We start from the raw sequence: 25,114 nt of genomic DNA, 5'->3' as shown, positions 1-25,114 counted from the left end.
GGGACGTAGACCAATCATAAAGCCAGGAGTCAATGCATGAAATTTTTAAAGAATATGACTATTGCGGCAGCGATGGTCGCGGGAATGGGGCTTTGCGCCAATACAGCATTGGCACAAAAAAAAGACACCATCCTTATTGGCGAAATCAATAGCTATAAGGCATTGCCCGCCAATCTGGGGCCCTACAAAAAGGGCTGGGAACTGGCACAAGAGCAAATCAATGCCGCGGGCGGTGTGCTGGGCAAAAAGCTTGAAACCATTTTCCGCGACGATAACGCCAACGCGGGCGATGCCGTGCGTATTGCCGAAGAGCTCATTTCGCGCGAGAAAATCGACGTGCTTACCGGCGTGACACTTTCGCACGTGGGCCTGGCCGTTACCGACTTCGCCAAGCAGCGCAAGGTTTTCTTCCTGGCCTCCGGCCCGCTTAGCGACAAAGTAGTCTGGCAGAACGGCAACCGCTATACCTACCGTCTGCGCGCCGGCACGCATGCACTGGCCGCGTCGGTTGCGCCGGCCGCCGCAAAAATGAATAAAAAGCGCTGGGCGCTTATTTACCCCAACTACGAATACGGCCAGGCCGCTGTGGCTGCGTTCAAAGCCGAACTGACCAAGCTGCAACCCGACGTGGAATTTGTGGCCGAACAGGCAACGCCTTTCGGCAAGCTGGATGCCGGCCCGGTCGTGCAGTCGCTTGAAGACGCCAAGCCCGATGCCATTTTCAACGTGCTGTTCGGGCCCGACCTGACCAAGTTCGCCCGCGAAGGAAAAACCCGCGGCCTGTTCAAGAACCGCGAAGTCGTCAGTCTTCTGACCGGCGAGCCGGAATACCTTGACCCGCTGCGCGGCGATGCGCCCGAAGGCTGGTTCGTTACTGGCTACCCATACCGCAGCATCGACATCCCCGAGCATAAAGCTTTTATCGAAGCCTACGAGAAAAAATACAACGACTACCCACGCCTGAACTCGGTCATTGGCTATGCCACAGTCAAGGCCCTGGCGGCCGGCATTGCCAAAGCGGGTTCGACCGACACAGAAGCCATGATCGCGGCATTCAAGGGCCTGGACTTCGAAACCCCGTTCGGCAAGATGCATTTCCGCGAACAGGACAACCAGTCCACATGGGGCATCCATGTAGGCCGGCTTGCCGTCAAGGACGGCAAGGGCGCCATGCCTGAAGGCGAGTACATCGATGGGACCAAGCTGCAACCCAGCGATGAAGAGATCAAGAAACTACGTAAAGTGGATTGATTCCATTTCCAGATCAAGGACCTCCGGCCTTTGGCCGGAGTTCTTCACATTATCTTTGTGCGGCAGCTGTGCCGGCAAAGTGCGCGGTTGATATGGAAATAACAGCAGAGCATATAAAGGGCCTGTATTGCAGGCCCTTGTTGGATTAAACAGCGGCGGGTGCTATGGATTTATCAGGTTTTATTGTTCAGCTTCTTAACGGCTTGGCCGGCGCATCATCGCTGTTTCTGGTGGCGGCCGGCCTGTCGCTGATCTTCGGGGTGACGCGCATCGTCAACTTCGCCCACGGTTCGTTCTATATGGTGGGCATTTACGTTGCCTACTCGCTGGTCCTGGTGCTGGAGAACAGCCTTGGATTCTGGCCGGCCATTGGCCTGGCGGCGGTAGCGGTGGGCATTCTTGGCGCCCTGATCGAAATATTCCTTTTGCGGCGCATTTACCATGCGCCTGAATTATTCCAGCTTCTGGCCACCTTTGCGGTGGCGCTGGTGCTTCGCGACGCTGTGCTGTGGTACTGGGGCCCCGAAGAGCTGCTTGGCCCCAGGGCGCCGGGCCTTGAGGGCGCCATCGAAATCCTGGGCCGGCAATTCCCCACCTACGATATTTTCCTTATTATCATCGGTCCGATCGTGCTGGCTTTGCTGTGGCTCTTGTTGACTAAAACGCACTGGGGCACGCTGGTGCGCGCCGCAACGCAAGACCGCGGCATGGTCAGCGCGCTGGGCATCAATCAGGCCTGGCTGTTTACCGCTGTCTTCGTCTTGGGCGCATTCTTGGCCGCATTGGGCGGTGCGCTGCAATTGCCGCGCGAACCGGCCAATCTGGAAATGGACATCCATATCATTGGCGCCGCATTCGTCATTGTGGTGGTGGGCGGCATGGGTTCCATTACCGGGGCGTACGTGGCGGCTTTGCTTATCGCCGAGCTCAAGGCGGTGTGCGTGTGGCTGGGCGTCGTTGATATCTTCGGCTTTGATATTTCGTTCACCAAGCTGACGCTGGTGGTCGAGTTCCTGGTCATGGCTGTCGTGCTTATTGTGCGCCCCTGGGGCTTGTTCGGGCGGCCGCAGGCGCCCGGGCATTCGGCGGGCGATGGCGAAGAGCCCTTGCGGCCGTCCAGCAAGCTGTTCAAGCTGGGCGCAGCGGCGTTGGTGCTGGCCTTGATTGCCGTGCCTTCGTTTACCGTGCAGGCGCCGTATGTCACCGTCCTGCTTATTGACTTGCTGGTGGCCGTGCTGTTTGCCGTCAGCCTGCATTTCATCATGGGGCCCGGCGGCATGCACTCGTTCGGCCATGCCGCGTACTTCGGCCTGGGCGCCTACGCCGCGGCATTGCTGGTAAAAACCATGGGCATGCCGATGGAGCTCACGCTTATCGCGGCGCCGCTTATTGCCGGCGTGGGGGCCTTGGTCTACGGCTGGTTCTGTGTGCGGCTTTCGGGCGTGTATCTGGCCATGCTTACTTTGGCGGTGGCGCAGATCACCTGGGCCATTGTCTACCAATGGGACGACTTCACGGGCGGCAGCAACGGCCTCACCGGCGTCTGGCCGTCGGCCTGGTTGTCCGATAAAACCACCTACTACTATTTGACGCTTGCACTGGTCGTGGGCGGGGCCTTGTGGCTGCGCCGCATGCTGTTCTCTCCCTTCGGCTACGCGATGCGGGCGGGACGCGATTCCTTCCTGCGCGCTGATGCCATCGGCATCAACGTCAAGCGCATTCACTGGTTCGGCTTTGTCGTGGCCGGCATTGCCGCTGGCCTGGCAGGCGCTTTGTTCGCCTTTTCCAAGGGCAGCATTGCGCCCGAAACCCTGCACGTCAACAAGTCCATCGACGGCTTGGTCATGGTGCTGCTGGGCGGCATGCAAACCTTGGTCGGCCCGATAGTCGGCGCGGTGTCGTTCACGTGGCTGCACGATACGGTGGCGCGCAATACGGATTACTGGCGCGCCATGCTGGGCGGCATTATTTTGTTGCTGGTGCTGCTGTTCCCGCAAGGGATTGCCGGCAGTCTCAAGCTATTGTTTTCCGCCATGGGCGACAAGTTCAAAGGGCGTAGCAGCATGAAGGAGGTGCAGCCATGAGTCTGCTGAAAGTATCGGGCCTGGGCAAGTCCTTCGGTGGCGTCCGAGCCGTTGACGGCATTAACTTCGAACTGCCCGCTGGCGAGCTCCTGGCCCTTATTGGCCCCAACGGCGCGGGTAAATCGACCACATTCAACATGGTGAATGGGCAACTGCGGGCCGACAGCGGCTCCATCATGCTCAATGGCAACGAACTGGTCGGCTTGCCGCCGCGCAGTATCTGGAAGCTGGGTGTAGGACGTACATTCCAGATCGCCGAGACATTCGCGTCGCTGACCGCGGTCGAGAATGTGCAAATGGCCTTGTTGTCGGCCGATAACAAGCTGCTTTCCACCTGGCGGCGGGCTTCCGCCTACAAGCGCAACCAGGCCATCGACCTGCTGGACCAGGTAGGCATGGCCGCGCAGGCCGACCGCCCATGCAGCGTACTGGCCTATGGCGACGTCAAGCGCGTCGAACTGGCCATTGCCATCGCCAACGATCCCAAGCTTTTGCTTATGGACGAACCCACAGCGGGCATGGCCCCCAAAGAACGCAACGACCTTATGGCATTGACCAAAAAGCTCGTGATCGAGCGCGGCATGGCCGTGCTGTTTACCGAACACAGCATGGACGTGGTGTTCGCTTACGCCGACCGCATGATAGTCCTAGCCCGCGGCCGGCTTATTGCGGAAGGCAAACCTTTGGAATTGCGCGACGACCCTAAAGTACAAGAAGTGTATTTCGGCAGCGGCAAGACATTTGAAAAGAAAAAGGCAGCGGTAAAGGAACCAGCATGAGCACACAAACTTTACTAGAGGCCAAAGGGCTTGCCGCCTGGTACGGGGCCGCCCAGATTCTGTTCGACCTGGACCTGAACGTGCAGCGCGGCGAGGTCGTCGCCCTGATGGGGCGCAATGGTGCGGGCAAGTCCACCACCCTGAAGGCGTTGATGGGCATGCTGGACAAGCGCCGCGGCGCCATCTCGTTTTTGGGCAACGACATTTCCCGCACCCCGCCGTACCATGCGGCGCGCATGGGTCTGGCTTTCGTGCCCGAAGACCGGCGCGTCTTTACCGACCTTACCGTCATGGAAAACCTGGCGGTAGGCCGCCAGCCCGTGCGCAGCTGGAACGACGGTTCGGCCGCGCCCGAATGGACGCCCGAGCGCCTGTTCAAGCTATTTCCCAATCTGGGCGAAATGCCTTTGCGTCCCGGCGGACGCATGAGCGGCGGCGAACAGCAAATGCTGACCGTAGCCCGTGCACTGATGGGCAACCCTTACCTGGTCTTGCTGGACGAGCCCTCCGAAGGCGTGGCCCCGGTCATTGTCGAGCAAATGGCCAACATGATCATCGAGCTCAAGCAGCAGGGTGTCAGCATTTTGCTTTCCGAGCAGAACATGCACTTTGCCGAGCTGGTTTCCGATCGCGCCTACGTGCTTGAAAAAGGCCAGATCCGCTATCACGCCTCGATGGAAGCACTGGCGGCCAACGATGAAGTGCGGCGCGCCTATTTAAGCGTGTAGTTGGGCGTGTGGTTAAGCGTATAGCGCGCCATGGACTTCGGCTCATGGCATGCGTTGTGCGCATGCGCGATCCAGAAACGGAAAAAGCCGGCCAGGCCGTGGCGCTTAAACCAGCGCCTCGTCCGAGCGCAGCCAGCCGCTAAGGCTCCAGCGCGTTTGCGCGCAGGGCAGCACCTCGTGCGGGATCTGGTCGCTGCGAAAGACCACCAGCCGGGCCGGCTGGGGCAGTATCCGCTGCGTCTCCTGCATGTCGTTGTCGGGCAAGTACAGGCAAAGCTCGCCGCCGTCCGCGGCATCCCATTGCGGGTTCAGGTACAGCACTACCGATATCTTCCGGTGGCCGCTGTTGCGATGCTGGTCAAGATGCTTCCTGTAGCCGCAGCCGGCTTCGTAGCGTGCAAAATGGAATTCCTGGCTGCGCAGGCCCAGGTAGTAGCGCTCGTTCAACAGCAGGCGCAACTGCGCCATCCAGGCAAAGAAGGGCTGGCCGCCTTGCTGCGATTCGGGGTCGATCCAGCAAATGGCATCGCCCCTGATATTGGGGTTCAGGCTGTCGCTTGCGCTGCGGCCTATATGCGCCTGGTGAAAATGCCCGTCTTGCCACAGTTGCTGGCTTTGCGCCAGCATGGCTTGTTGCCAGGCCCGGGGAACAAGTGTGTCGGAGACAGCCCAACCCTGTTCTTCCAAGGAGTGGAACAGTACTTCAAGGGTGCTCATTGGGTTCTTGGCGCCTAAAGCAAGAATTTTGGCATAAAAAAAGCCCCCACGCTACGCCGCTATGCGGCTTGCTGCCCCCCGAGGGGGCGCTTTTGCCTTGGGGCGGCCCGGCGGCAAAAGGGGCCCCCACGCTTCGCCGCTGCGCGGTTCGCTGCCCCCCGAGGGGGCGCTTTTTGCCTTGGGAGCGGCCCGGCGGCAAAAGGGGCCCCCACGCTACGCCGTAAAGCACAAATTACACGCTATTTTTAGAGCTATCCCTAGTTTCGCGCAAATAGTTTAAGGGTAAAATAATTCACTTTGCGATTTGGGCTCGGTGCAGTTTGCTTCTTCGCTGACCGCCTGGCTACAAGCAAGTCGCTGCGTTACACAAATGGAGAGACATTATGGGAGATGCTGGTCATCCGCATAAAGCGGCGCCGGTACACGGAAGAGCAATGCGGGCGTATCGCGGCGTGATGGCCGCCACCGCGTTCATCGCCGCAATGCTGTTCGCGGGCATGGCAGTGCTGGTGTGCGTTGATGTCGTGCTGCGCAATACCGGCATCACGTCTATAGCATGGTCGGTTGAAGTCACCGAATATATGCTTATGATCTCCGCCTTCCTGGCGGCGCCCTGGCTGGTTTTTGCAAACGACCACATTCGCGTGGACATCCTGGTGCGCGGCCTGACAGGCAAGGCCAGGTGGTGGTGCGACTTTGCGCAAAATATCATATGCCTGGCGATATGCGGCGTACTGGCCGGGCAAAGCATATACAGCATGCTCGACAGCGCGGCCCAGGGCGGTATGGTGTTCAAGGTACTGATTTTCCCCGACTGGTGGATGGCCGTCCCCATGGTGATATCTTTCGTTCTATTAACCATTGAATTCATTCGGCGCCTGGCCCTGGATTTCACGCACACGCAAAAGGTAGCCTGATGGAATGGCAATTCGCATTAAGCGCATTATTGGGCGTTTTGTTCGTGCTGATGCTTATCGGGGTTCCGGTGGCATTTGCTTTCTTGGGGGTGAACCTGCTTGGGGCATGGTTCTTCATGGGGGGCGAGGCCGGCCTGGGCCAGTTGGTGCGCAACTCCATCCAATCGGTCAACAGCTTTTCGCTTACCCCAATTCCCTTGTTCATCCTCATGGGAGAAATCCTCTTTCATAGCGGCCTGGCCTTCCGGGCCATCAACGCCATAGAACGCCTTATTGCCAAGATACCCGGCCGGCTTTCCATCGTGTCGGTCGTGGGCGGCACCATATTCGCCACGCTGTCGGGCTCGACCATCGCCAATACCGCCATGATGGGCGGCACGCTGCTGCCAGAAATGCTCAAGCGCGGCTACCATCCCAGCATATCCATGGGGCCCATCATGGCGGTGGGCGGCATAGCCATGCTGATTCCCCCATCGGCCCTGGCCGTCATGCTGGGCAGCTTGGCGGGCATTTCAATTTCGCAATTGCTTATCGGCGGCATCTTGCCGGGCCTGATCCTGGCCGTGCTTTTCGTGGCGTACGTCATGGTTCGCTGCACGCTCAACCCCGAACTTGCGCCCGCCGACGCCCCGGGCGACCACACGCACGGCTGGGAACGCTGGAAGCCCTTTGTGCGCGACGTCGTGCCTTTGTTCGCCATCTTCATTGCTGTTGTAGGCAGCATGCTTATTGGCTGGGCATCGCCGACTGAATCGGCAGCCATCGGGGCAGTGGCTTCCGCCATTGCTGTGGTTTGCTATGGCGCTTTCACCACTGCCTCGTTCTACAAAGCCTTGATCGAGACTGCCCGTATCTCGGTCATCATTTTGTTCGTGCTGATCGCATCGACGACTTTTTCGCAATTGCTCAGCTTTTCCGGGGCCACGACCGGATTGCTGCAGATGATCGGGCAATATAATTTGTCGCCGATTTATCTGGTCATAGGCATGCTGCTTATCTTGCTGTTCCTGGGCTGCATTATCGACCAGGTCAGCATGATGATGATTACCTTGCCGTTCTTCATGCCGTTGGCCAATACCGCCGGCATAGACCCGGTGTGGCTGGGCGTCATGCTGTTGCTGGCCATGGAAATCGGCCTGCTTACGCCGCCCTTCGGTTTATTGTGTATGGTTATGCAAAGCGTTGCACCGGGCAATATCCGCCTTACGCAGATTTATGGTTCGGTAATGCCCTTCATCATTCTGGAAGTACTGGTATTGGGCGCAATGTTATTTTTACCGTGGATCGCCACAGGGCTTCCACAGTTAATGGTTACACCTTAAGGAGACATATCGATGAAAAATAAATTCACGCTGATCGGAATCGCCGCAGCACTGAGTTTTGCCACATTCGCGGCACAAAGCGCCGAAGTTACGCTGAAAGCCGTAAGCGTGTTCGCCAAAGATTCTTTCTTTGACCGCACCTTCGAAAAATTCGTCAAGAAGGTCAACGCCGAAGGCAAGGGCATTCTGCAAATCAACTTCATCGGCGGCCCCGAAACCATGCCTCCGTTTGAAGTCGGCAACGCGGTGCGTGCCGGCGTTGTCGACCTGGCCAACACCACCGGCGTGTTCCACGCCAACCTGGTGCCCGAAGCCCTGGCGCTTAGCTTCACGTCGGTGCCCATGGCTACGTTGCGCACCAATGGCGGCTACGAGCTAATGGACAAGATCCATCGCGAAAAGGCCAATATGGTCTGGCTGGGCCGCGAAACCGAAGGCCTCAAGTACCATATCTACACCAACAAAAAGCCCACCAACGACTCGTTCGCCGGCATGAAGCTGCGTAGCGTTCCTGTATACCGCTCGTTCTTCCAGTCTCTTGGCGCCGCTCCGCTGCAAGTGCCTCCCGGCGAAGTCTATACCGCGCTGGAGCGCGGCGTGGTCGACGGCTACGGCTGGCCCAGCGTAGGCATTTTCGATCTGGGCTGGCAGGAAAAGACCAAGTACCGCATCGACCCGGGCTTTTATAACGTCGAAGTCAGCCTGTTCATGAACCAGGACAAGTTCAAGAAGCTGGACGACAAGCAGCGCGAATTCCTGCAAAAGCAGGTTGCCGAACTTGAAGGCAACTTCGCGCACGACATCGAGCTGGCCGCCGAAGAAAAGAAAAAGCTTATCGCCGGCGGCATTGAAATCATCGACCTGCCCCCAGCTGAAGCGGCTTCCTTTGTTGCCAAGGCAGACGCCGCGGCCTGGAAAGCCATTGACCAGACCAGCCCTAAAAACGCTGCTCAGCTAAGGAAGTTGTTCGGCGGCGAAGGCAAGTAATTCGCCCGGGGCCAGCGGCCCCATTACAATCAAGGCCCGGCCAGCGCCCTGCGCTGCTGCCGGGCTTTGTTTATGATGATCAATTCATTGAAGGAAGCGTAATGACAAGCGGGGAAACTATTTTGGCACTGCTGCTGGGCGTGGGCGTGATCTGCTCGATTACGCTGTTCGTCATACTGGCGCGTTTGATACGCAAGAATAAATAGCCGGCAGATTGCCGGCTGATGCATTGCCAGGGCGGCACCCTGAAAGCGCTAGGCGAAAGCCGAATGCGGCAGCAGGAACATGAACGCGGCCACCAGCGTTGGCACCAGGGCGGCGGCCAGCAGCTTCAGCGGAGAAATCGCGCCATCAGGAAAGAAGCCTTTCAAAATGGAGAAGCCGGCCGGGTTCGGCGCATTGGCAATTACGGTCAAGCCGCCGCCTGTCACGGCTCCGGCCACCAGCATATAGCGCCACAGGTCGCTGCTGCCTTCAACCAGCGAACCCAGATACGTCAGCGCCGCGTTGTCCGTTACGGCTGTCAGCACGGTAGCACCCCAGAACAGCACAACGGGGGCCAGGCCGCCCAGCAGGTCCTGCAGCCACCACTTCTGCAAGCCGCCCAGCACCACCAGGCCGGCCAGGAAAAAGCCCACCATCAGGCCTTCGCGGATCAGCAGCGGATTCTGGTAGCGGCCATACGCGTGGGCATAGCCGATGAAGAACAATAGAATCGCCAGGAACACCACAGGATGATGCGCGCCCAGCACAATGCCCACCAGGCACAACAAGTGGATGGCGATTACGCCCAGCGGAACGGGTGGGCGCGATTCCTTTTCGCCGCCGCCGATTTCGCCGCTTAGCAGATACTTGCGGCAGATAAGGGTAAGCACGCTGGCATTGACCAGCACAGCCGCCACCGCCCGCCAGCCGAAATGCGAAGCCATGTAGGCCGTATCCCAGCCGAAGGTGTGAGCCACCATAAGCACCGGCGGCGCCGCGTAAGCAGTAAGCACGCCGCCGATGGATATATTGACGAACAGCACGCCAAGAGTCATGTACTTGAAGCCTGCCTGCCCGGGCCGCCGGAAGTAAGCATCGCGCAGCATCAGTGCCGCCAGCGTCATCGCCGCCGGTTCGGTAATGAAGGAACCGGCCAAAGGCACGACCGACATGGTAATGAAGAAGGTAGCCAGTTCAATGCGCAAGGGCATTGCACGGGCCAGGCCGTGCACCAGCCTGTTCACCAGCTCGATGATGGGGCGGCTGGCCGAAACCACCATAATCACAAAGACGAATGCCGGTTCGGTAAAGTTGCGGGTGTCCAGGTATTCGATAGCCCGGGTGCTTCCCATAAGCAGGGCCATCGCGATCAGCAGGACGAAAGCCCATACTCCGAACACGACCTCGACCTCGGCCAGCATGTGCCATAGCCCAGAATGCGGCCCGTTGCGGTTGGCCAGGCGCGCAAACACCGGCACGGAAAACGTATGGACGATGGCGATGGCGAACAATACTGTGGCAATGACCTCGATCGGGCTGGGCATGTCGAAATGGAACCTTGTTAAATAAGTGTGCCGGCAAGCGCGGCTACGATAAGCAGCACGCCCACCAGCATGTTGGCGCGGAACAGCATGAAATTGCGGTCTGGACGTTGCAGGCTGAAGACCGTCATTTGCCAGATGAAGTGCGCGGCGATAACGGCAATGACCACGTAATAGGCCCAGCCCATGCCGATAGCGGCGCCGCCATACACCCAAAGGGCAATGGTGGCCGCATAGAACCCGCTGATCCAGGCCTTGCCTTGCTCGGCGAATCGCATGGCGGTCGAGCGCACGCCCAGGCGCAAATCATCGCGCACGTCGACGTATGCGTAAATAGAGTCATACCCTACCTGCCACAACACGGCTCCAACCCACATGGCAATGGCGCCAGCCGGCACGGTGTTCTGGGTGTCGGACCACGCCATCAGCATGCCCCAGTTAAAGCCTATGCCAAGCACCACCTGGGGCCAATAGGTAAAGCGTTTGCAAAGAGGGTAGACGACGACTATCGGCACCAGCAGCACGGCCAGCCAGCGGCTGTATTCATTGATGGCGAACAGCAGCAGCGCGCATACCGCGAATTGCCCCAACAGAAAGTACAGCGCGTTCTTTAATGTGAGCTGGCCGCTGGTAAGCGGCCGAAAGCGCGTGCGTTCGACCTTGCTGTCGATGTCGCGGTCGAAGATATCGTTAAGCGTGCAGCCTATGCCTCGCATCAGCAGTGCGCCCAGCGAGAAGATGAATAGGCGAAACAGTGTGGGCCAGCCGTCGGCGGCCTGCACCAGTGCGGCCAGGCAAGGCAGCAGCGTCAGCCATGTGCCGACCGGGCGGTCCAGCCGGCACAGCCTGGCGTAAGGGCCCCATGAGCGCGGCAGCCAGCGTTCGACCCAGTCGTTGGGCCGCATGTCGGACAGGTCGGGCAGGCCGCCTGGTGCAGAGCCTGCGTTTGCGGGTTCGTTGCCGTTGGAATGCAAAGGCGGGTTCACAGCTATCCTTGTTTGCAGTTGCGCAACTGCAATTTTATGCGGCTTTGCCACATTTACGCGGCTTTGCTGTTCAGCCCAACGACGCTCTCATTGATCAGCCGTCCGAGTATGGCAATGCCCTGGCGGATCTTGTCTTCGGGGACGGTCACAAAGCTAAGGCGCAGTGTGTTGATGCGGCGGTCGTCGCCGGCATAGAAAGGTTCGCCGGGCACGAACGCGACATTCTGTTGAATGGCACGGGCCAGTAGTTCAGAGGCGTCGATGTGTTCGGGCAGGGTGACCCACAGGAACATGCCGCCTTCCGGGTGGGTCCAGGCGGTGGTGGCAGGGAAGAACTCTTCCATGGCCTTGAGCATATAGCCGCACTGCTGTTTGTACAGTTCGCGTACTGTGGGCAGATGCGTTTCCAGGAAGCCGCCGTTGACGGCTTCGTAGACTGCCATTTGCGTTAGTGTGGCGGTATGCAGGTCGGTGGCCTGTTTGATCTGCACCAGCTTGGCGATAATCGGTTGCGGGGCCACGATATAGCCCAGGCGCAGTCCCGGCGCCAATACTTTAGAGAACGAGCCCAGGCGGATAACCGTGGCGCCCGCCGCCCGGCCCAGGCCCAGCAGGCCGGGCAAGGCCTGGCCCGCGTAACGCAGGTCGCCGTAGGGGTCGTCTTCAATAATGGGAACGCCGGCCTGGGCGCAGCGCGCAACCAGCGCCTTGCGGCGTTCCAGATTAAGCGTGGTGCCGGTCGGGTTCTGGAAATTGGGCAGGGCGTAAATGAAGCGCGCGTCCCGCACGCATTCGTCGGTCAGCGCTTCGGGGACCAGGCCGCCCGCGTCGGTGGCGACCGACTGGTAGCGGGGCTCGAACAGCGAAAACGATTGCAGCGCGCCAAGATAGCTGGGCGATTCGACCAGCACTTTGCTGCCCGGGTCGATAAACAGCTTGCCCAGCATGTCCAGCGCTTGCTGCGAACCTGAAACGATAAGGACTTCGTCGGGCGAAACATGGGCCGCGCCCACGCGCTTCAGGTCGTTGGCCACCCAGGCGCGCAGGGGCGCATAGCCTTCGGTAGGCCCGTATTGCAAAGCCGAGCGGCCATTTTCGCGCAGGACGCGATCGTAGGCCGCATTGATGGTGTCTACCGGAAACCCTTGCGGCGCCGGCAAGCCGCCCGCAAACGAAATAATTTCGGGCCGTTCAGTGACCTTTAATATCTCGCGGATGGTCGAGCTGGTGATTTTTTGTGCGCGTTGCGAAAAGGTATAAGGCTGGGCGGTAGAGCTCATGATCCTGCTTGTTCCTAAAAAAAGAGCAATAACCTCCTAGAATACTGCAACTGGCAGTAAAATGCTCGGTTATGCGGCTGTTTACAACGCTGGCAGGCGCATAAAGCCTCATTTCGCAATAAGCCTTTCCCGGCCCGGACGCACAGGCGCCCACGCCCAATAGCGCCCGGCATTGCCGTTGCTTGTCCCGGCGCGGGTGCATGTCGGCAAAAACGGCTAAAATCACGAATCAGCAAGGTGTTTTTTGGGCCTGGCCTGCTGCCTGCCCGGGCATGCATTTGCCGGGCCGCCGAGTTTTGCCGCGAATTACTCCACGATAGCTGCACTGGTGGCGTCTGGCGGCTTGATATCAGGCAAATTTTCTTGGAACTTTTTTCGTGCCTATTTATGCTTATCGCTGCAACGCTTGCGGACATGCGCAAGACGTCCTGCAGAAAATGTCCGACCCGCGTCTAACCGTTTGCCCCGAGTGCGGTAAAAGCACTTATGAAAAGCAGGTTACGGCTGCGGGTTTCCAGCTTAAGGGGTCGGGTTGGTATGTAACCGATTTCCGCAACAACGGCGGTTCGTCAAGCACGGGTGCCGACTCGGCTTCTCATTCCAGTTCCCACCAAGCCGCGCCGGCCTCCGGGTCTTCCAGTACCAGTTCAGGCACCGGCTCGGCTCCAGCGGCGGCAAGCGCCCCCGCTGCGCCGGCGTCCGGACCTGCGTCGCCCACATAAGGCAGGCATGCGCTTTTTCAAACGCTACTTCATTACAGGTCTGTTGATCTGGATTCCCCTGGTCATCACGATCTGGGTCATTGCACTGTTGTTCAATACGCTCGAAAGCGTCGTGCCGGCGTTCTTGTCGTCGCAGTCGCTGTTCGGCGTGGGCATTCCAGGCTTTCAACTGCTGCTGGTTTTGCTGGTAGTGTTTGTCAGCGGTCTGCTGGGTGCCAACTTCATTGGCCGCACGCTGGTCGACCGCTGGGAGCAATTGCTGGGGCGCATACCCCTGGTGCGCTCTATCTATAATTCGGTCAAGCAAGTCAGCGACACCGTGTTGTCGCCCAACGGCCAGGCGTTTCGCGAAGCCGTGCTGGTCCAGTATCCGCGCCACGGCTCATGGACCATTGCCTTTCTTACCGGCGCCCCAAGCGGCGAAGTGGCCGAAAAGCTGGCCGGCGATTACGTCAGCGTCTATGTGCCCACCACACCCAACCCCACGTCCGGCTTCTTCTTGATGATGCCGCGCAGCGATGTGCAGTACCTGGAAATGAGCGTCGATGCGGCCCTGAAGTACATTGTGTCGATGGGCGTGGTTGCGCCGCCCGCAAAGCTCCTTGACGAGCCGGACGGCCCTTACGGCCCGGGCGACGGCGGCCATTCCCTGGCTTCGGACGAATCTTCGCCTGGCGCGGTATCCGGGCCCGAAGCGGCCGGGCAGGCCAGGCAGCCCTGATATTTAATTTTAAGAATTTTCATATATAAACACGGAGTATTTTTTCATGCGTACCTGCTATACCGGCGAGGTTTGTCAAGATCAACTGGGCCAGACAGTCACATTGTTTGGCTGGGTTCATCGTCGTCGCGATCACGGTGGCGTGATATTTATCGACCTGCGCGACCGCGCCGGCCTGGCGCAGATTGTGGTGGACCCCGACAACATCGAGGCGTTCGCCACCGCCGAGCGCATCCGTAATGAATTCTGCGTGCGTATCACTGGCCTGGTGCGCCTGCGCCCTGAAGGCACATCCAATACCGAACTGGCTTCCGGCGAAGTCGAAATACTCTGCCGTGAGATCGAAATCCTCAACGCTTCGGTGACGCCGCCGTTCCAGCTGGATGACGACAACCTGTCCGAAACCACGCGCCTGACGCACCGTGTGCTGGACCTGCGCCGTCCGCAAATGCAGCGTAACCTGATGCTGCGTTACCGAGTCTCGATCGAGGTCCGCAAATACCTGGACAACCTGGGTTTTGTCGATATCGAAACCCCCATGCTGACCAAAAGCACGCCGGAAGGCGCACGCGACTACCTTGTGCCTTCGCGCGTGAATCCGGGCGAGTTCTTCGCTTTGCCGCAGTCGCCGCAACTGTTCAAGCAAATGCTGATGGTTGCTGGTTTCGACCGCTACTATCAAATTACCAAATGCTTTCGCGACGAAGACCTGCGCGCCGACCGCCAGCCTGAATTCACCCAGATCGACTGCGAAACCTCGTTTCTTAACGAACAAGAAATTCGCGATATTTTCGAAGGCATGCTGCGCCATGTCTTCAGCGCCGTCCAGAACGTAGAGCTGCCTGCTAAATTCCCGTCCATGACCTGGGAAGAGGCCATGCGCCGTTATGGTTCCGACAAGCCCGACTTGCGCGTCAAGCTCGAGTTTGCCGATGTCTCGGACCTGATGGCCGACGTCGGCTTCAAAGTGTTCTCGGCACCGGCCAACGATCCCGGCAGCCGCGTCGTGGCCTTGCGCGTTCCGGGCGGGGCAGCCATGCCGCGCAGCGAAATCGACGCCTACACCAAGTTCGTGGCCATCTACGGCGCCAAGGGCCTGGCCTACATCAAGGTCAACGACGCCGCCGCCATACCCGAAGGCTTGCAGTCGCCTATCGTCAAGAACATTCATGCCAAGGCGCTGGCCCAGCTTATCGAACGTTGCGGCGCGCAAAGCGGCGACCTTATTTTCTTCGGCGCGGACAAGACCAAAGTGGTCAACGATGCCATCGGCGCGCTGCGCGTAAAAATCGGCCATAGCGAATTCGGCAAAGAGCACGGCCTGTTCGAGGCAGGCTGGCAACCGCTGTGGGTGGTTGACTTTCCCATGTTCGAGTACGATCAGGAAGAAGGCCGTTATTTCGCCGCGCACCATCCGTTCACCAGTCCTAAAGACGGTCACGAAGAACTGCTTGAAACCGATCCCGCCAAGGCGCTGGCCAAGGCTTACGATATCGTCCTGAACGGCTGGGAAATCGGCGGCGGCTCGGTGCGTATCCACCGTGCCGAAGTGCAAAGCAAAGTATTCCAGGCGCTTAACATCGGGCCCGAAGAAGCCACCGAGAAGTTCGGCTTCCTGCTCGACGCCTTGCGTTACGGCGCGCCTCCGCATGGCGGCGTGGCGTTCGGCCTGGACCGCCTTGTTACCATGATGGCCGGGGCCGAATCCATTCGCGACGTCATTGCTTTCCCCAAGACGCAGCGCGCCCAGGACCTGCTTACTCACGCGCCGTCGCCGGTCGACGAGAAGCAACTGCGCGAACTGCATATCCGCCTTCGCAACATCGAGGCAAAGCAGCAATAACCAAAAAGGTGGGCCGTGGCAGTCCTGCGGATTGTTAGCTACAACATTCACAAAGGGCGTTCTGCCATGGGCGCGCGTGAGTCGTTGTCGGCATTGCGGCTTGGGCTCTACGGTTTGCGTCCCGATCTCTTGTTCTTGCAAGAGGTGCAGGGGCGCAACGAGCGCGAGTCCATACTCGATGCCCAGCACGAATCCTTGGGGGCGGCGCTGGGCATGGGCGTGTGCTATGGCTGCAATGTGGTGCATGCCCAGACCGACCATGGCAACGCCTTTCTGTCGCGCCATCCCATACTCAGTTACGAGAATCAGGACATCTCCGACCATCGGCTGGAGCAGCGCGGGTTGCTGCACGCCACTATCCTGGTGGACGAAACGCCGGTGCATTGCATTGTGGTGCACCTGGGGCTTTTTGCGGGCGGGCGCTCGCGCCAAATCCATGCCCTGGTCGAACGCATCAAGCGGCTGGTGCCGGCAGAAGACCCCTTATTGATTGCGGGCGACTTCAACGACTGGACGAACCGCCTGGCGCCGCTGTTCGTCAAGCAGCTGGGGCTTTACGAAGTCTTTGCCTTGTCGCCGCAAGGACTGACGGCACGCCAGTTGCCGCTGCGCAAGACAGTGCGCCGCCTGGGCAGCAGCCTGCGCGGGCTTTATGTGCCCAAGCCGTTGTCCGAAGCGGTGTACGAACTGGGCGTCGACGGCGCAGCGCGCGGAACGCCCCCGCCGCGCACCTTTCCGGCGGCGTTCCCGTGGCTGCGCCTGGACCGCATTTACCAGCGCGGCTTTGCCGTGCGCAATGCCCGCGTCCTGCATGGCAACCCCTGGCGGCAATTGTCCGACCACGTACCTATTTTCGCCGAGCTGGAACTGCCGTAACGCGTTATCCTTTCGAACATTGCATTGGCAGTGTGTTGATTTGGGCTTTTTGGGCAAGGTATGGCGCTTAAGAAACTGCGGCTGCGTTGGTATGACGGCAACCGGATCGAATTATTGCAAAATGGCGGGCAGTTCTTTCCCGCCCTTTGCGCCGCATTCGACGCCGCTCAAAGCAGCATCCATCTGGAAACGTACATCTTCAATCTGGATAAAACCGGGTCGCGGGTGCTCGAGCACCTGGCCAATGCATGCCGGCGCGGCGTGAAGGTCAGGGTCGTGCTGGACGGTTTCGGCTGCTACGAGACCGTGGCCGAGGTCTGCAGCCGGCTCGAAGAAATGGGCGCCATGTTCCGGGTGTATCGGCCCGAACCCACCGGCATGCGCCGTTACCGCGTCAGCTTGCGCCGCTTGCGGCGCCTGCACCGCAAGACGGCCGTGGTCGACGGCCAGACGGCTTTCGTGGGCGGCATCAATATTATTGACGACCTGGTCGATGTTCCCAACGACGGTGTGGGCCCCAGGCCGCGCTTCGACTTCGCGGTACGGCTGCAAGGTCCCATAGTGCTGGATGTGAACAACGCGCAAAGCGTTCTATGGCTGCGCATGGCCGCGCGCCATAGCGGGCGCGACCTTGGGCAAGCCACCAGGCGCATACTGGCGTGGTTTCAGCGCCGCCGGCACGCCATGGCCGACGGCCTGGAGCATTACACGCCGGGCATGCGGGCCACCTTGCTGCTGCGCGACAACCTGCGCTTTCGCCAAACTATCGAAAATGTATATCTTCGCGCCATAGACGCGGCCCGCAATGAAATCCTGATTGCCAACGCGTATTTTTTCCCCGGGCGGCGCTTGCGCGTGGCGCTGGAGCGCGCCGCGCGGCGCGGTGTGCGCGTGCGCCTATTGTTGCAAGGCCGCTCGGAATACGCCTTGCAGTTCCGGGCCAGCCGCAGCATGTACGGCAAGCTGCTCGACGACGGCATAGAAGTCTACGAATACATGGCCAGTTATTTGCACGCCAAGGTGGCGGTGATCGACGCCGCCGCGATGGTGGGCTCTTCCAATATGGATCCATTCAGCCTGCTGCTGGCGCGCGAAGCCAATGTGTTCGTGCAGGACGAAGGCCTGGCCAGCCAACTGACGGCGGCGCTGGAGGCCGAGAACCGCTCCAATGCCACGCAGGTTACGCTGGAAAGCCTGCAAAAGCGCGGCTGGCTGGAGCGGGCCGTGGACGCGGCCGCCTACTTCATGCTGCGCATCGGCGTTGCGCTGACCGGCAAGGGCTCGGAATATTAAACGCAATTAAGATTGGCGGCGTTGGTTTTTTGAACGGCTTTTGGAATGGGCACAACGGCATGCAGGATGGCCTGGCCGCGTTCGAACATCGTCAGTTGCCCGGGGCCGAACGACACCCAGTTCTCGTTGTCGGTAATGGGCCGGGTAGCGATGACCGCCACGCGGTCGTCCTGGCAGGTGGTTTGAGAAAAGTCCACCGTCATGTCGGCATCGACCAGATGGGCTGTTGCGAAAGGCCATGCGCGTACCAGGTAGTACAACTGCGTCGAGCAATGCGCGAACAGCATGCGGCCGTTCGAAAACAAAAAATTGAATACGCCGTGCCTGGATATTTCCTGCGTCAACGCCTCGACCGCGGTAAACAATTCGGACGAAGAGGGCTCGCGATTGCCGAAGCGTGCGCGCAGCCCTTGCATGATGTAGCAGAAGGCTTGTTCGCTGTCGGTGCCGCCCACAGGCTGGTAGTGCCCGTCCAGCTTGGGGCGGTAATTAAGCAAGTCGCCGTTGTGAGCGAAGATCCAGTGCCGGCCCCATAGTTCGCGCATGAAGGGGTGGCAGTTTTCCAGCTGGATATCGCCTTGCGTGGCCTTGCGGATGTGGGCAATGACATTGCGCGACTTGATCGGATAGTTCTTGATCAGCTCGGCCACGGGCGACTGGCATGAAGGCTGGTTGTCGATGAAGACGCGGCAGGCCTTGTTTTCAAAAAAGGCAACGCCGAAGCCGTCGGCATGGTGGTCGGTATGGCCGCCCCTGGCGGCAAAGCCCGTGAACGAAAACGTAAAATCGGTGGGCTGGGCACAGCTCATTCCCAACAACTGACACATAGCGGATTATGGCCTGATAAAAAGCGCCGCGTATTGCGCGCATGCCGTCGATTTTAGTACGGCTATCGTTGCGCGGGGGAAAGTATATGCACAAGGGGGCGTGTCGCGGCGTATAACAACCCCGCAAGAACAATTTTTGTCGCTTACGTAATACACTGGACCTCTGAACAAGGCACTTTCATCGATCGGCCGTTCGCCGCGCGGCGGCCGCAGCTTTTCGGAGTCACGTCTATGCAAGCAAGTCAGTCGGGTCAACGGCATATCGGCAAGGTGGCCGTATGCGGGGCCGGGGTCATGGGGGCGCAGATAGCTGCGCATTGCGTCAACGCAGGCGTGCCGGTGGTGCTGTTCGACCTGCCCGCCAAAGAGGGTGATAAAAGCGCCATCGCCAAGCGGGCCATTGCCGGCTTGCAAAAAATGAATCCCGCGCCGCTGGGTACTCCGGGGCTGGCCGATGCCATTACGCCGGCCAACTACGAAGACGACATGCATCGCCTGGCCGAATGCGATCTCGTCATCGAAGCCATTGCCGAGCGCATGGACTGGAAGCTGGACCTATACAAGAAGCTTGCGCCGTTCATCAAGCCGGGCGCCATTATTGCCAGCAATACCTCGGGCTTGTCCATCACTGCGCTGTCCCAGGCGCTGCCCGAGGCCTTGCGGCACCGGTTCAGCGGCGTGCATTTTTTCAACCCGCCGCGCTATATGCCGCTGGTCGAACTCATACCCACGGCCGACACCACGCCGGCTCTGGTCAGCCAGCTTGAAACCTTCCTGACTTCGCAATTGGGCAAAGGGGTGGTACGAGCCAAGGATACGCCCAACTTCATCGGCAACCGCATCGGCGTTTTCGGCATCTTGTCGGTGTTTGCACAGGCGGCCAAGGCCAGCCTGCCAGTCGATGTGGTCGACGACCTGACCGGAACCCGTCTGGGCCGCGCCAAGTCGGGCACCTTCCGTACGGCGGACGTCGTTGGCCTGGATACCCTGGCGCATGTCATTGCCACCATGCGCGACCAACTGCCCGACGATCCGTTCCACGCCAGCTTCGGCTTGCCGGCGGTGGTGTCGGCCTTGATCGAAAAAGGCGCGCTGGGCCAGAAGGCCGGCGCGGGCTTCTACCGTAAAGAAGGCAAGGCCATCTTGCGCGTCGATCCCGCCAAGGGCGGCTACGTGCCCGCCGACGGCAAGGCCGACGATGCGGTCGCCGCCTTGCTGGCCGAGCGCGACCCGGGCAAGCGGCTGCAGGCTTTGCGCGAATCCAGCCATCCGCAAGCCCAGTTCGTCTGGGCGGTTTTGCGCGACGCGTTTCATTATGCGGCCGTGCATTTGGCCGACATTGCCGACAACGCGCGCCAAGTCGACCAGGCCATGGTATGGGGCTTTGGCCATGCGCAAGGGCCTTTCGAATTGTGGCAGGCGGCGGGCTGGCGCCAGGTAGCGCAGTGGGTAGCCGACGACATCGCCGCCGGCCGCGCATTGTCCAGCGCGCCTTTGCCCGACTGGGCAAGCAGCGGGCCGGTATGGGAAGCTCAGGGCGTCCACACTGCCCAAGGCTCATGGAACCCGCATACGCAGTCCTTCCAGCCGCGCAGCAGCCTGCCTGTATACCAGCGCCAGGTTGCCGCGCCGCGCCTGGTGGGCGAGGCGACCGGGCTGAGCGAAACCGTCGTCTTCGAAAACGAGGCGGTCAAGGCCTTTACCCTGCCTGCGCCGCATCCCGAAGACGTGCTGCTGCTTTCGTTCAAAAGCAAGATGCATACTCTTGGGCCGGATGTCATACAAGGCATTGTGCATGCGGTCGATGTGGCCGAAGGCTCATTCAAGGCGCTGGTCATTGGCCAATTGACTGAACCATTCTCGGCCGGGGCCGATCTTAAATCCATGCTGCCCCTGTTTGCGCAGGGCGGCATCAAGGCGGTCGAGCCGGTCGAGCGCGCCATGCAGGACATGGTGCAGCGCGTGCGCTATGCCCAGGTGCCGGTGGTCGCTGCGCTGGCCGGTATGGCCTTGGGCGGCGGCTGCGAATTGGCTGTCCATTGCGCCAAACGGGTGGCGCATTTCGAGACCTACATGGGCTTGGTCGAGGTAGGCCTTGGCCTGGTGCCCGGTTCGGGCGGCCTGGCCTATTGCGCGCGCCGTGCGGCCGAACTGCAAAGCGAAACCAACCCCGACATCCCCTTGCTGGCTTTATTGAAGAAGTTCGCGCTGGCCGTTGCCAGTGCGCAGGTTTCCAAGTCGGCGCTGGACGCGCGCGAAATCGGCTACATGCTGCCTTCGGACACGGTAGTCATGAATCGCTACGAGCTGCTTTATGTTGCCGTGCGCGAAGCCGCCATGCTGGCCCAGGCGGGCTGGCGCCCGCCCTTGCAACAGGCTTTCCCGGTGGCGGGGCGCGATGCCATTGCAACGCTCAAGGTGCAACTGGTCAATATGCAGGTAGGCGGTTTCATTTCCGCTCACGACTTTACAGTTGCCGAAAAAGTGGCCTATGTGATGTGCGGCGGCGATGTCGACCCGGGTTCTTTGGTCGACGACGAATGGATGCTGTCGCTCGAGCGGCAAGCTTTTCTGGGTTTGCTGGCCGACCCCAAGACGCAGGAACGCATCATGGGTTTTGTTAAAACCGGCAAGCCGGTGCGCAACTAAAGGACATGCCATGACCACATTGCAACAAGCGTATATCGTGGCCGCCACGCGCAGCCCCATAGGCAAGGCGCCGCGCGGCTCTTACTTGCATTTGCGGCCCGACGACTTGCTGGCCCGCGTCATTCAAGGCGTGCTGGCGCAGGCGCCCAACCTTGACCCGGCCGCCATTGAAGACGCCATCATCGGCTGCGCCATTCCTGAAGGCCCCCAGGGATTCAACGTGGCGCGCATCGGCGTGCTGCTGGCGGGCCTGCCCAATAGCGTGGCAGGTGTTACTGTCAACCGCTTCTGCGCATCGGGCCTGACCGCCATCGCTATGGCGGCCGACCGCATCCGCGTGGGCGAGGCCGACGTCATTCTTGCGGGCGGCACCGAATCCATGAGCCAGGTTCCCCTGATGGGCGTCAATACTTCATTCAGCCCTTCTATCTTTGCGCGCGACGAAAACGTCGGCATTGCCTACGGCATGGGCATTACCGCCGAGCAAGTTGCCCAACAATGGAAAGTCTCGCGCGAAGACCAGGATGCCTTCGCCTTGCAGTCGCACCAGCGTGCCCTGGCAGGCCAGCAGGCGGGCGAGTTCAACGACGAAACCCTGCCTATCGACATTGTGCGGCGCTTGCCGGACCTGGCCTCGGGCGAAATCGTCGAAACCCACAAGACCCTGGCGCTGGACGAAGGCGTGCGCGCCGACACCAGCCTCGAGGCGCTGGCCCGCCTGCGGCCTGTATTTGCCGCCAAGGGCAGCGTTACCGCCGGCAACAGCTCGCAAATGTCCGATGGCGCCGGCGCCTTGCTGGTCGTGTCCGAACGCGCGCTTAAAACGCACAACCTTACACCGCTGGCGCGCTTCGTATCATTCGCCGTGCGCGGCGTGCCGCCCGAAATCATGGGCATCGGTCCCAAATTTGCCATTCCCCACGCCCTGGAGCTGGCCGGCCTGAAGCTGGACCAGATGGGCTGGATAGAACTGAACGAAGCTTTCGCCGCGCAGTCGCTGGCCGTCATTCGCGACCTTGGCTTGAATCCCGAAGTCGTCAACCCCATAGGCGGGGCCATTGCCCTGGGCCACCCCCTGGGCGCCACCGGCGCCATCCGCGCCGCCACGGTAATCCATGCCATGCAGCGCCATAAGCTGGACTACGGCATGCTGACCATGTGCGTGGGTACAGGCATGGGCGCAGCGGGGATTTTCGAGCGGGTGTAGAAGCCAAACGGGTGATGGCGGACTTGCGGCGATGTGATTGTCTGCACGGCGGCCTGCATGCTTTCTGGCATCGACATCTGCCGTTGACCACGCTAGTGCTAATGACACTCTGCGTCGACCGTACGTGGTTGGTCGGTGCCGGGCGACCTCAGCAAAAACGTCCGTTTAGCCAAGGTTAGCCAGATTGCGCAGCAAGTAATCATTAAACATCGGAACGGTGAATGCTACATCTCCATGCGAGGGGCTATAAACCATCCCCTTACTGATAATTTGCGCACGGCGCGGACCAAGACTTTGCGGGGTTTCGCCGAGCGCATCGGCGATATCGGATGAACGATAAGGACCGTTTCCCAGCTTTGCCATAGCGATCACATACTCGCGCTCTTTCGGTGTGAGGCGATCAAAGCGTACTTTAAAAAAACCTTGATCCAAGCGCACGAGTGTTTCCTTTTCCGCCTGTTGTGTGTCATTGAGAGTAATCGTGTCACCACTCGCAAGATTCCAAGATTGATGCCCCCATTCCTGTAGGAAATAGGGATAGCCATTTGTTTTTAAAACGATTTCTGCCAAGGCATCATCGTCTATCTTCGCCCCTTCGTCCAATATGGGTTGGCGGATGGCAGCTTTAGCATCCTTCTCTGAAAGGGCGCCGACTTCCGGGTAGTGGAACAATCTTTCTGCATACGATTTTGCGTCTCCTGACAAGGCTGCAACCTGTGGTAATCCGGCTCCAAAGAAGAGGACTGGCAGCTCTTTTTGAGTAATCTTGTGCAGTGATACGATCAGAGCCGCCAGGTCTTTCTCGTTGAGGTATTGAACTTCATCGATTAGAAGTGTCCAAGCCTTTCCCGCAGCCTTGGCAGCTTCGCCGACACGTACGAACAATTCGGGAAGATCGTTCTCCAAGTCGCCGCTATCTGCAACCCCCACTTCGGGGTCCACAGCAATTGCCATATCGCCATATTCCAACTTGAACACAGAAGCAAATGACCTTAACGCGCGCATAGCGTCGTGCGTTTTGGCTTTGGCGTTTTCGATGATGGACAGCTTGCGCAGTACTTGGTGTATCCGTGGTAGTAGTTGTTCTCCCAGCGGTTTTTTTTCAGGGGCCTCAATACTGGAGGTAAGATGGCCCCTGTCCATGGCCATATTCTCGACCGTGTTAAGAAGGACGGTCTTGCCTACGCCACGTAGGCCCAGAAACATTTGAGAACGGCTGGGTTTGCAAAGCAACGCACGCTCAATCGCGACACGCGCATCCTCGATAATGGCGTGCCGTCCAGCGAGTTCGGGCGGGTTACTACCTGCACCAGGAGCAAAAGGGTTACGTACAGGATCCACAATATACCTATTTCTACTAATGTATAGCATAGTATAGCTTTATTATGCTATACATCGCTATAATTTGTTAGACTTCAGGCTGCAACCGCGCAAATCGATGAATCATTGCCATTCAGACAATTTCCTGTTGCCGCTGGATTGCAACATGATAAGGTTAATGGACTCGGATGCAAACCACACAAACGAATCGCATGCCAAATTATGGGCAAGGCCACGGTAGGGGCTGGTGCTGCGGTCGGAAAGTGCAGACACGTACGCCAAATGTCCGTCTCAAAACTGGCGTCTAGCGCAAACGCAACTTGGCTGGAGCCCGGCGCATGGCAGCTATTGGCCGAGCATAGGGCCGATAGGGCAAAGGCGGCGACGTCGTGCCTAGCGCTGGCGCAGGTCGGCCACCTTGATGGCGCTGGCGCCGCAGGCCTGCACCAGTTCGGGATCGTGGCTGGCGAACAGTACGACGCGGTCTCGCGACCAGGCTTTGAACTGTTCGGCCAATACGGCGCAGGCACCCGCATCCAGGCCCTTGTCAGGTCCGTCCGCGATGACGACGGCCGGGTCGCCCAAGGCGGCGGCCGCCAGGAATACTTTGCGGCGCGTTCCGGTGGACATCTGTTCGAAGCGCTTGTCCAGATGCGGTTCCAGCCCTAGCCGGTATGCCAGGTCGAGCACGCTATCGGTGACCGTGGTGCTCTTTTCCAGGGCGGTTTGCTCCAGCAAGCCGCGCCCCGTCTGCGTAGGAAATGCCAGACAATTGTCTGGCACATAGGCCAGGCGCGCCTTGGCCTGCCGCGGCGCTTTGGCCAGCGAGTGCCCGTCGATCCAGACGTCTCCCGCATTGGGCGCGATGACGCCCGCAATAATGCTCAGCAAGCTGGACTTGCCGGTGCTGCCTTCTTCGCATAGCGCCATGCACCCAGGCATGAATGTGTAGGTCAGTCCCTGGAATACCGGGTGGTCGCCGTAGCTTTTGGTGAGATTTTCGATGCGCAACATGCCGGCAAGTTTACGCGTGAATGCGGCACACCGCTAGATCGCGCAAGGCGTGAAATCGGTTACGC

General features: G+C 59.7%; 21 protein-coding genes. 14 read left to right on the top strand and 7 right to left on the bottom strand.

Annotated features, from left to right (window positions below; all coding sequences use genetic code 11):
• Nucleotides 1–36: 36 nt before the first annotated feature.
• From DFR37_RS04450 to DFR37_RS04435, 4 genes are all read left to right on the top strand, one after another.
• Entirely contained in the window at nt 37–1,251 is a 1,215-nt protein-coding gene (locus DFR37_RS04450; RefSeq protein ID WP_113932036.1) for an ABC transporter substrate-binding protein, read from the top strand.
• A 164-nt stretch (nt 1,252–1,415) separates the two neighbouring features.
• Complete coding sequence (locus DFR37_RS04445) at nt 1,416–3,335, top strand: ABC transporter permease (protein WP_113932035.1); 1,920 nt, start codon at nt 1,416–1,418, stop codon at nt 3,333–3,335.
• A complete protein-coding gene (locus DFR37_RS04440) occupies nt 3,332–4,114 on the top strand; it encodes an ABC transporter ATP-binding protein (protein ID WP_113932034.1) in 783 nt (260 codons plus the stop codon). Before DFR37_RS04445 ends, DFR37_RS04440 begins: the two co-directional genes overlap by 4 nt.
• Nucleotides 4,111–4,842: an ABC transporter ATP-binding protein gene (locus DFR37_RS04435; RefSeq protein WP_113932033.1), complete on the top strand. Its 732-nt coding sequence runs from the start codon at nt 4,111–4,113 to the stop codon at nt 4,840–4,842. Before DFR37_RS04440 ends, DFR37_RS04435 begins: the two co-directional genes overlap by 4 nt.
• Nucleotides 4,843–4,947: 105 nt before the next feature.
• Here DFR37_RS04435 and DFR37_RS04430 read toward each other — a convergent pair whose 3' ends face one another.
• Complete coding sequence (locus DFR37_RS04430) at nt 4,948–5,559, bottom strand: 2OG-Fe(II) oxygenase (protein WP_113932032.1); 612 nt, start codon at nt 5,557–5,559, stop codon at nt 4,948–4,950.
• A gap of 434 nt (nt 5,560–5,993) precedes the next feature.
• Here DFR37_RS04430 and DFR37_RS04425 point away from each other — a divergent pair, with 434 nt between their 5' ends.
• Genes DFR37_RS04425 through dctP form a run of 3 tightly spaced genes read left to right on the top strand, consistent with a single transcriptional unit; the run spans nt 5,994 to nt 8,785 of the window.
• Entirely contained in the window at nt 5,994–6,476 is a 483-nt protein-coding gene (locus DFR37_RS04425; RefSeq protein ID WP_170139828.1) for a TRAP transporter small permease, read from the top strand.
• A complete protein-coding gene (locus tag DFR37_RS04420; protein WP_113932030.1) occupies nt 6,476–7,798 on the top strand; it encodes a TRAP transporter large permease in 1,323 nt (440 codons plus the stop codon). Before DFR37_RS04425 ends, DFR37_RS04420 begins: the two co-directional genes overlap by 1 nt.
• Before the next feature lie 12 nt (nt 7,799–7,810).
• Nucleotides 7,811–8,785 carry a TRAP transporter substrate-binding protein DctP gene (gene dctP, locus DFR37_RS04415; RefSeq protein ID WP_113932029.1) on the top strand — a complete coding sequence of 325 codons (975 nt, stop codon included), beginning with the start codon at nt 7,811–7,813 and terminating at the stop codon, nt 8,783–8,785.
• A gap of 254 nt (nt 8,786–9,039) precedes the next feature.
• Here the strand turns inward: dctP and DFR37_RS04410 are convergent, their stop codons facing one another.
• The 3 genes from DFR37_RS04410 to DFR37_RS04400 all read right to left on the bottom strand — a co-directional run bounded on the left by DFR37_RS04410 (nt 9,040) and on the right by DFR37_RS04400 (nt 12,577).
• Nucleotides 9,040–10,314, bottom strand: coding sequence for a putative Na+/H+ antiporter (locus DFR37_RS04410; protein WP_113932028.1), 1,275 nt, complete (start codon nt 10,312–10,314; stop codon nt 9,040–9,042).
• Between the two features lie 17 nt (nt 10,315–10,331).
• Complete coding sequence (gene ubiA / locus DFR37_RS04405; protein WP_113932408.1) at nt 10,332–11,216, bottom strand: 4-hydroxybenzoate octaprenyltransferase; 885 nt, start codon at nt 11,214–11,216, stop codon at nt 10,332–10,334.
• A 134-nt stretch (nt 11,217–11,350) separates the two neighbouring features.
• Nucleotides 11,351–12,577 carry an aminotransferase-like domain-containing protein gene (locus DFR37_RS04400; protein ID WP_113932027.1) on the bottom strand — a complete coding sequence of 409 codons (1,227 nt, stop codon included), beginning with the start codon at nt 12,575–12,577 and terminating at the stop codon, nt 11,351–11,353.
• Nucleotides 12,578–12,954: 377 nt separating this feature from the next.
• Between DFR37_RS04400 and DFR37_RS04395 the strand changes: the two genes are divergently transcribed.
• Genes DFR37_RS04395 through clsB form a run of 5 tightly spaced genes read left to right on the top strand, consistent with a single transcriptional unit; the run spans nt 12,955 to nt 18,032 of the window.
• Complete coding sequence (locus DFR37_RS04395) at nt 12,955–13,299, top strand: FmdB family zinc ribbon protein (protein ID WP_113932026.1); 345 nt, start codon at nt 12,955–12,957, stop codon at nt 13,297–13,299.
• 7 nt (nt 13,300–13,306) lie between these two features.
• Nucleotides 13,307–14,020, top strand: a complete 714-nt coding sequence (locus DFR37_RS04390; RefSeq protein WP_113932025.1) for a DUF502 domain-containing protein — start codon at nt 13,307–13,309, stop codon at nt 14,018–14,020.
• Between the two features lie 46 nt (nt 14,021–14,066).
• Entirely contained in the window at nt 14,067–15,863 is a 1,797-nt protein-coding gene (aspS, locus tag DFR37_RS04385; protein WP_113932024.1) for an aspartate--tRNA ligase, read from the top strand.
• A 15-nt stretch (nt 15,864–15,878) separates the two neighbouring features.
• Nucleotides 15,879–16,739 (top strand): endonuclease/exonuclease/phosphatase family protein, encoded by an 861-nt coding sequence (locus DFR37_RS04380; RefSeq protein ID WP_113932023.1) that lies wholly within the window; start codon nt 15,879–15,881, stop codon nt 16,737–16,739.
• A 60-nt stretch (nt 16,740–16,799) separates the two neighbouring features.
• Nucleotides 16,800–18,032 (top strand): cardiolipin synthase ClsB, encoded by a 1,233-nt coding sequence (clsB, locus tag DFR37_RS04375; RefSeq protein WP_113932022.1) that lies wholly within the window; start codon nt 16,800–16,802, stop codon nt 18,030–18,032.
• Here clsB and DFR37_RS04370 read toward each other — a convergent pair.
• The gene (locus DFR37_RS04370) at nt 18,029–18,859 is read right to left on the bottom strand and encodes a class II glutamine amidotransferase (RefSeq protein WP_113932021.1); all 831 of its coding nucleotides are present in this window, start codon (nt 18,857–18,859) and stop codon (nt 18,029–18,031) included. The genes clsB and DFR37_RS04370 overlap by 4 nt on opposite strands.
• A gap of 231 nt (nt 18,860–19,090) precedes the next feature.
• Here DFR37_RS04370 and DFR37_RS04365 point away from each other — a divergent pair, with 231 nt between their 5' ends.
• Together DFR37_RS04365 and DFR37_RS04360 are read left to right on the top strand one after the other, a co-directional pair.
• Entirely contained in the window at nt 19,091–21,508 is a 2,418-nt protein-coding gene (locus DFR37_RS04365) for a 3-hydroxyacyl-CoA dehydrogenase/enoyl-CoA hydratase family protein (RefSeq protein WP_113932020.1), read from the top strand.
• Nucleotides 21,509–21,518: 10 nt separating this feature from the next.
• On the top strand, nt 21,519–22,715 hold the full coding sequence (locus DFR37_RS04360; RefSeq protein ID WP_113932019.1) for an acetyl-CoA C-acyltransferase: 1,197 nt from the start codon (nt 21,519–21,521) through the stop codon (nt 22,713–22,715).
• A gap of 165 nt (nt 22,716–22,880) precedes the next feature.
• On the opposite strand, the gene DFR37_RS04355 is transcribed toward DFR37_RS04360, so the two are convergent.
• Both DFR37_RS04355 and DFR37_RS04350 read right to left on the bottom strand, forming a co-directional pair.
• Entirely contained in the window at nt 22,881–24,056 is a 1,176-nt protein-coding gene (locus tag DFR37_RS04355; protein WP_113932407.1) for an ATP-binding protein, read from the bottom strand.
• A 372-nt stretch (nt 24,057–24,428) separates the two neighbouring features.
• Nucleotides 24,429–25,049 carry an ABC transporter ATP-binding protein gene (locus tag DFR37_RS04350; RefSeq protein WP_113932018.1) on the bottom strand — a complete coding sequence of 207 codons (621 nt, stop codon included), beginning with the start codon at nt 25,047–25,049 and terminating at the stop codon, nt 24,429–24,431.
• Between the last annotated feature and the right edge of the window lie 65 nt (nt 25,050–25,114).

It is taken from the genome of Eoetvoesiella caeni (genome assembly GCF_003315175.1).
GTDB lineage: Bacteria > Pseudomonadota > Gammaproteobacteria > Burkholderiales > Burkholderiaceae_B > Eoetvoesia > Eoetvoesia caeni.
This window is presented reverse-complemented; position numbering and strand designations above follow the sequence as displayed.

Bases quoted from the DNA above. Each gene is read 5' to 3' on its own strand.
- clsB (WP_113932022.1), top strand. From the start codon at position 16,800: ATGGCGCTTAAGAAACTGCGGCTGCGTTGGTATGACGGCAACCGGATC.
- DFR37_RS04450 (WP_113932036.1), top strand. From the start codon at position 37: ATGAAATTTTTAAAGAATATGACTATTGCGGCAGCGATGGTCGCGGGA.
- DFR37_RS04365 (WP_113932020.1), top strand. From the start codon at position 19,091: ATGCAAGCAAGTCAGTCGGGTCAACGGCATATCGGCAAGGTGGCCGTA.
- dctP (WP_113932029.1), top strand. From the start codon at position 7,811: ATGAAAAATAAATTCACGCTGATCGGAATCGCCGCAGCACTGAGTTTT.
- DFR37_RS04410 (WP_113932028.1), bottom strand. From the start codon at position 10,314: ATGCCCAGCCCGATCGAGGTCATTGCCACAGTATTGTTCGCCATCGCC.
- DFR37_RS04435 (WP_113932033.1), top strand. From the start codon at position 4,111: ATGAGCACACAAACTTTACTAGAGGCCAAAGGGCTTGCCGCCTGGTAC.
- DFR37_RS04420 (WP_113932030.1), top strand. From the start codon at position 6,476: ATGGAATGGCAATTCGCATTAAGCGCATTATTGGGCGTTTTGTTCGTG.
- DFR37_RS04400 (WP_113932027.1), bottom strand. From the start codon at position 12,577: ATGAGCTCTACCGCCCAGCCTTATACCTTTTCGCAACGCGCACAAAAA.
- DFR37_RS04430 (WP_113932032.1), bottom strand. From the start codon at position 5,559: ATGAGCACCCTTGAAGTACTGTTCCACTCCTTGGAAGAACAGGGTTGG.
- aspS (WP_113932024.1), top strand. From the start codon at position 14,067: ATGCGTACCTGCTATACCGGCGAGGTTTGTCAAGATCAACTGGGCCAG.
- ubiA (WP_113932408.1), bottom strand. From the start codon at position 11,216: ATGCGGCCCAACGACTGGGTCGAACGCTGGCTGCCGCGCTCATGGGGC.
- DFR37_RS04440 (WP_113932034.1), top strand. From the start codon at position 3,332: ATGAGTCTGCTGAAAGTATCGGGCCTGGGCAAGTCCTTCGGTGGCGTC.
- DFR37_RS04425 (WP_170139828.1), top strand. From the start codon at position 5,994: ATGCGGGCGTATCGCGGCGTGATGGCCGCCACCGCGTTCATCGCCGCA.
- DFR37_RS04350 (WP_113932018.1), bottom strand. From the start codon at position 25,049: ATGTTGCGCATCGAAAATCTCACCAAAAGCTACGGCGACCACCCGGTA.
- DFR37_RS04390 (WP_113932025.1), top strand. From the start codon at position 13,307: ATGCGCTTTTTCAAACGCTACTTCATTACAGGTCTGTTGATCTGGATT.
- DFR37_RS04360 (WP_113932019.1), top strand. From the start codon at position 21,519: ATGACCACATTGCAACAAGCGTATATCGTGGCCGCCACGCGCAGCCCC.
- DFR37_RS04445 (WP_113932035.1), top strand. From the start codon at position 1,416: ATGGATTTATCAGGTTTTATTGTTCAGCTTCTTAACGGCTTGGCCGGC.
- DFR37_RS04370 (WP_113932021.1), bottom strand. From the start codon at position 18,859: ATGTGTCAGTTGTTGGGAATGAGCTGTGCCCAGCCCACCGATTTTACG.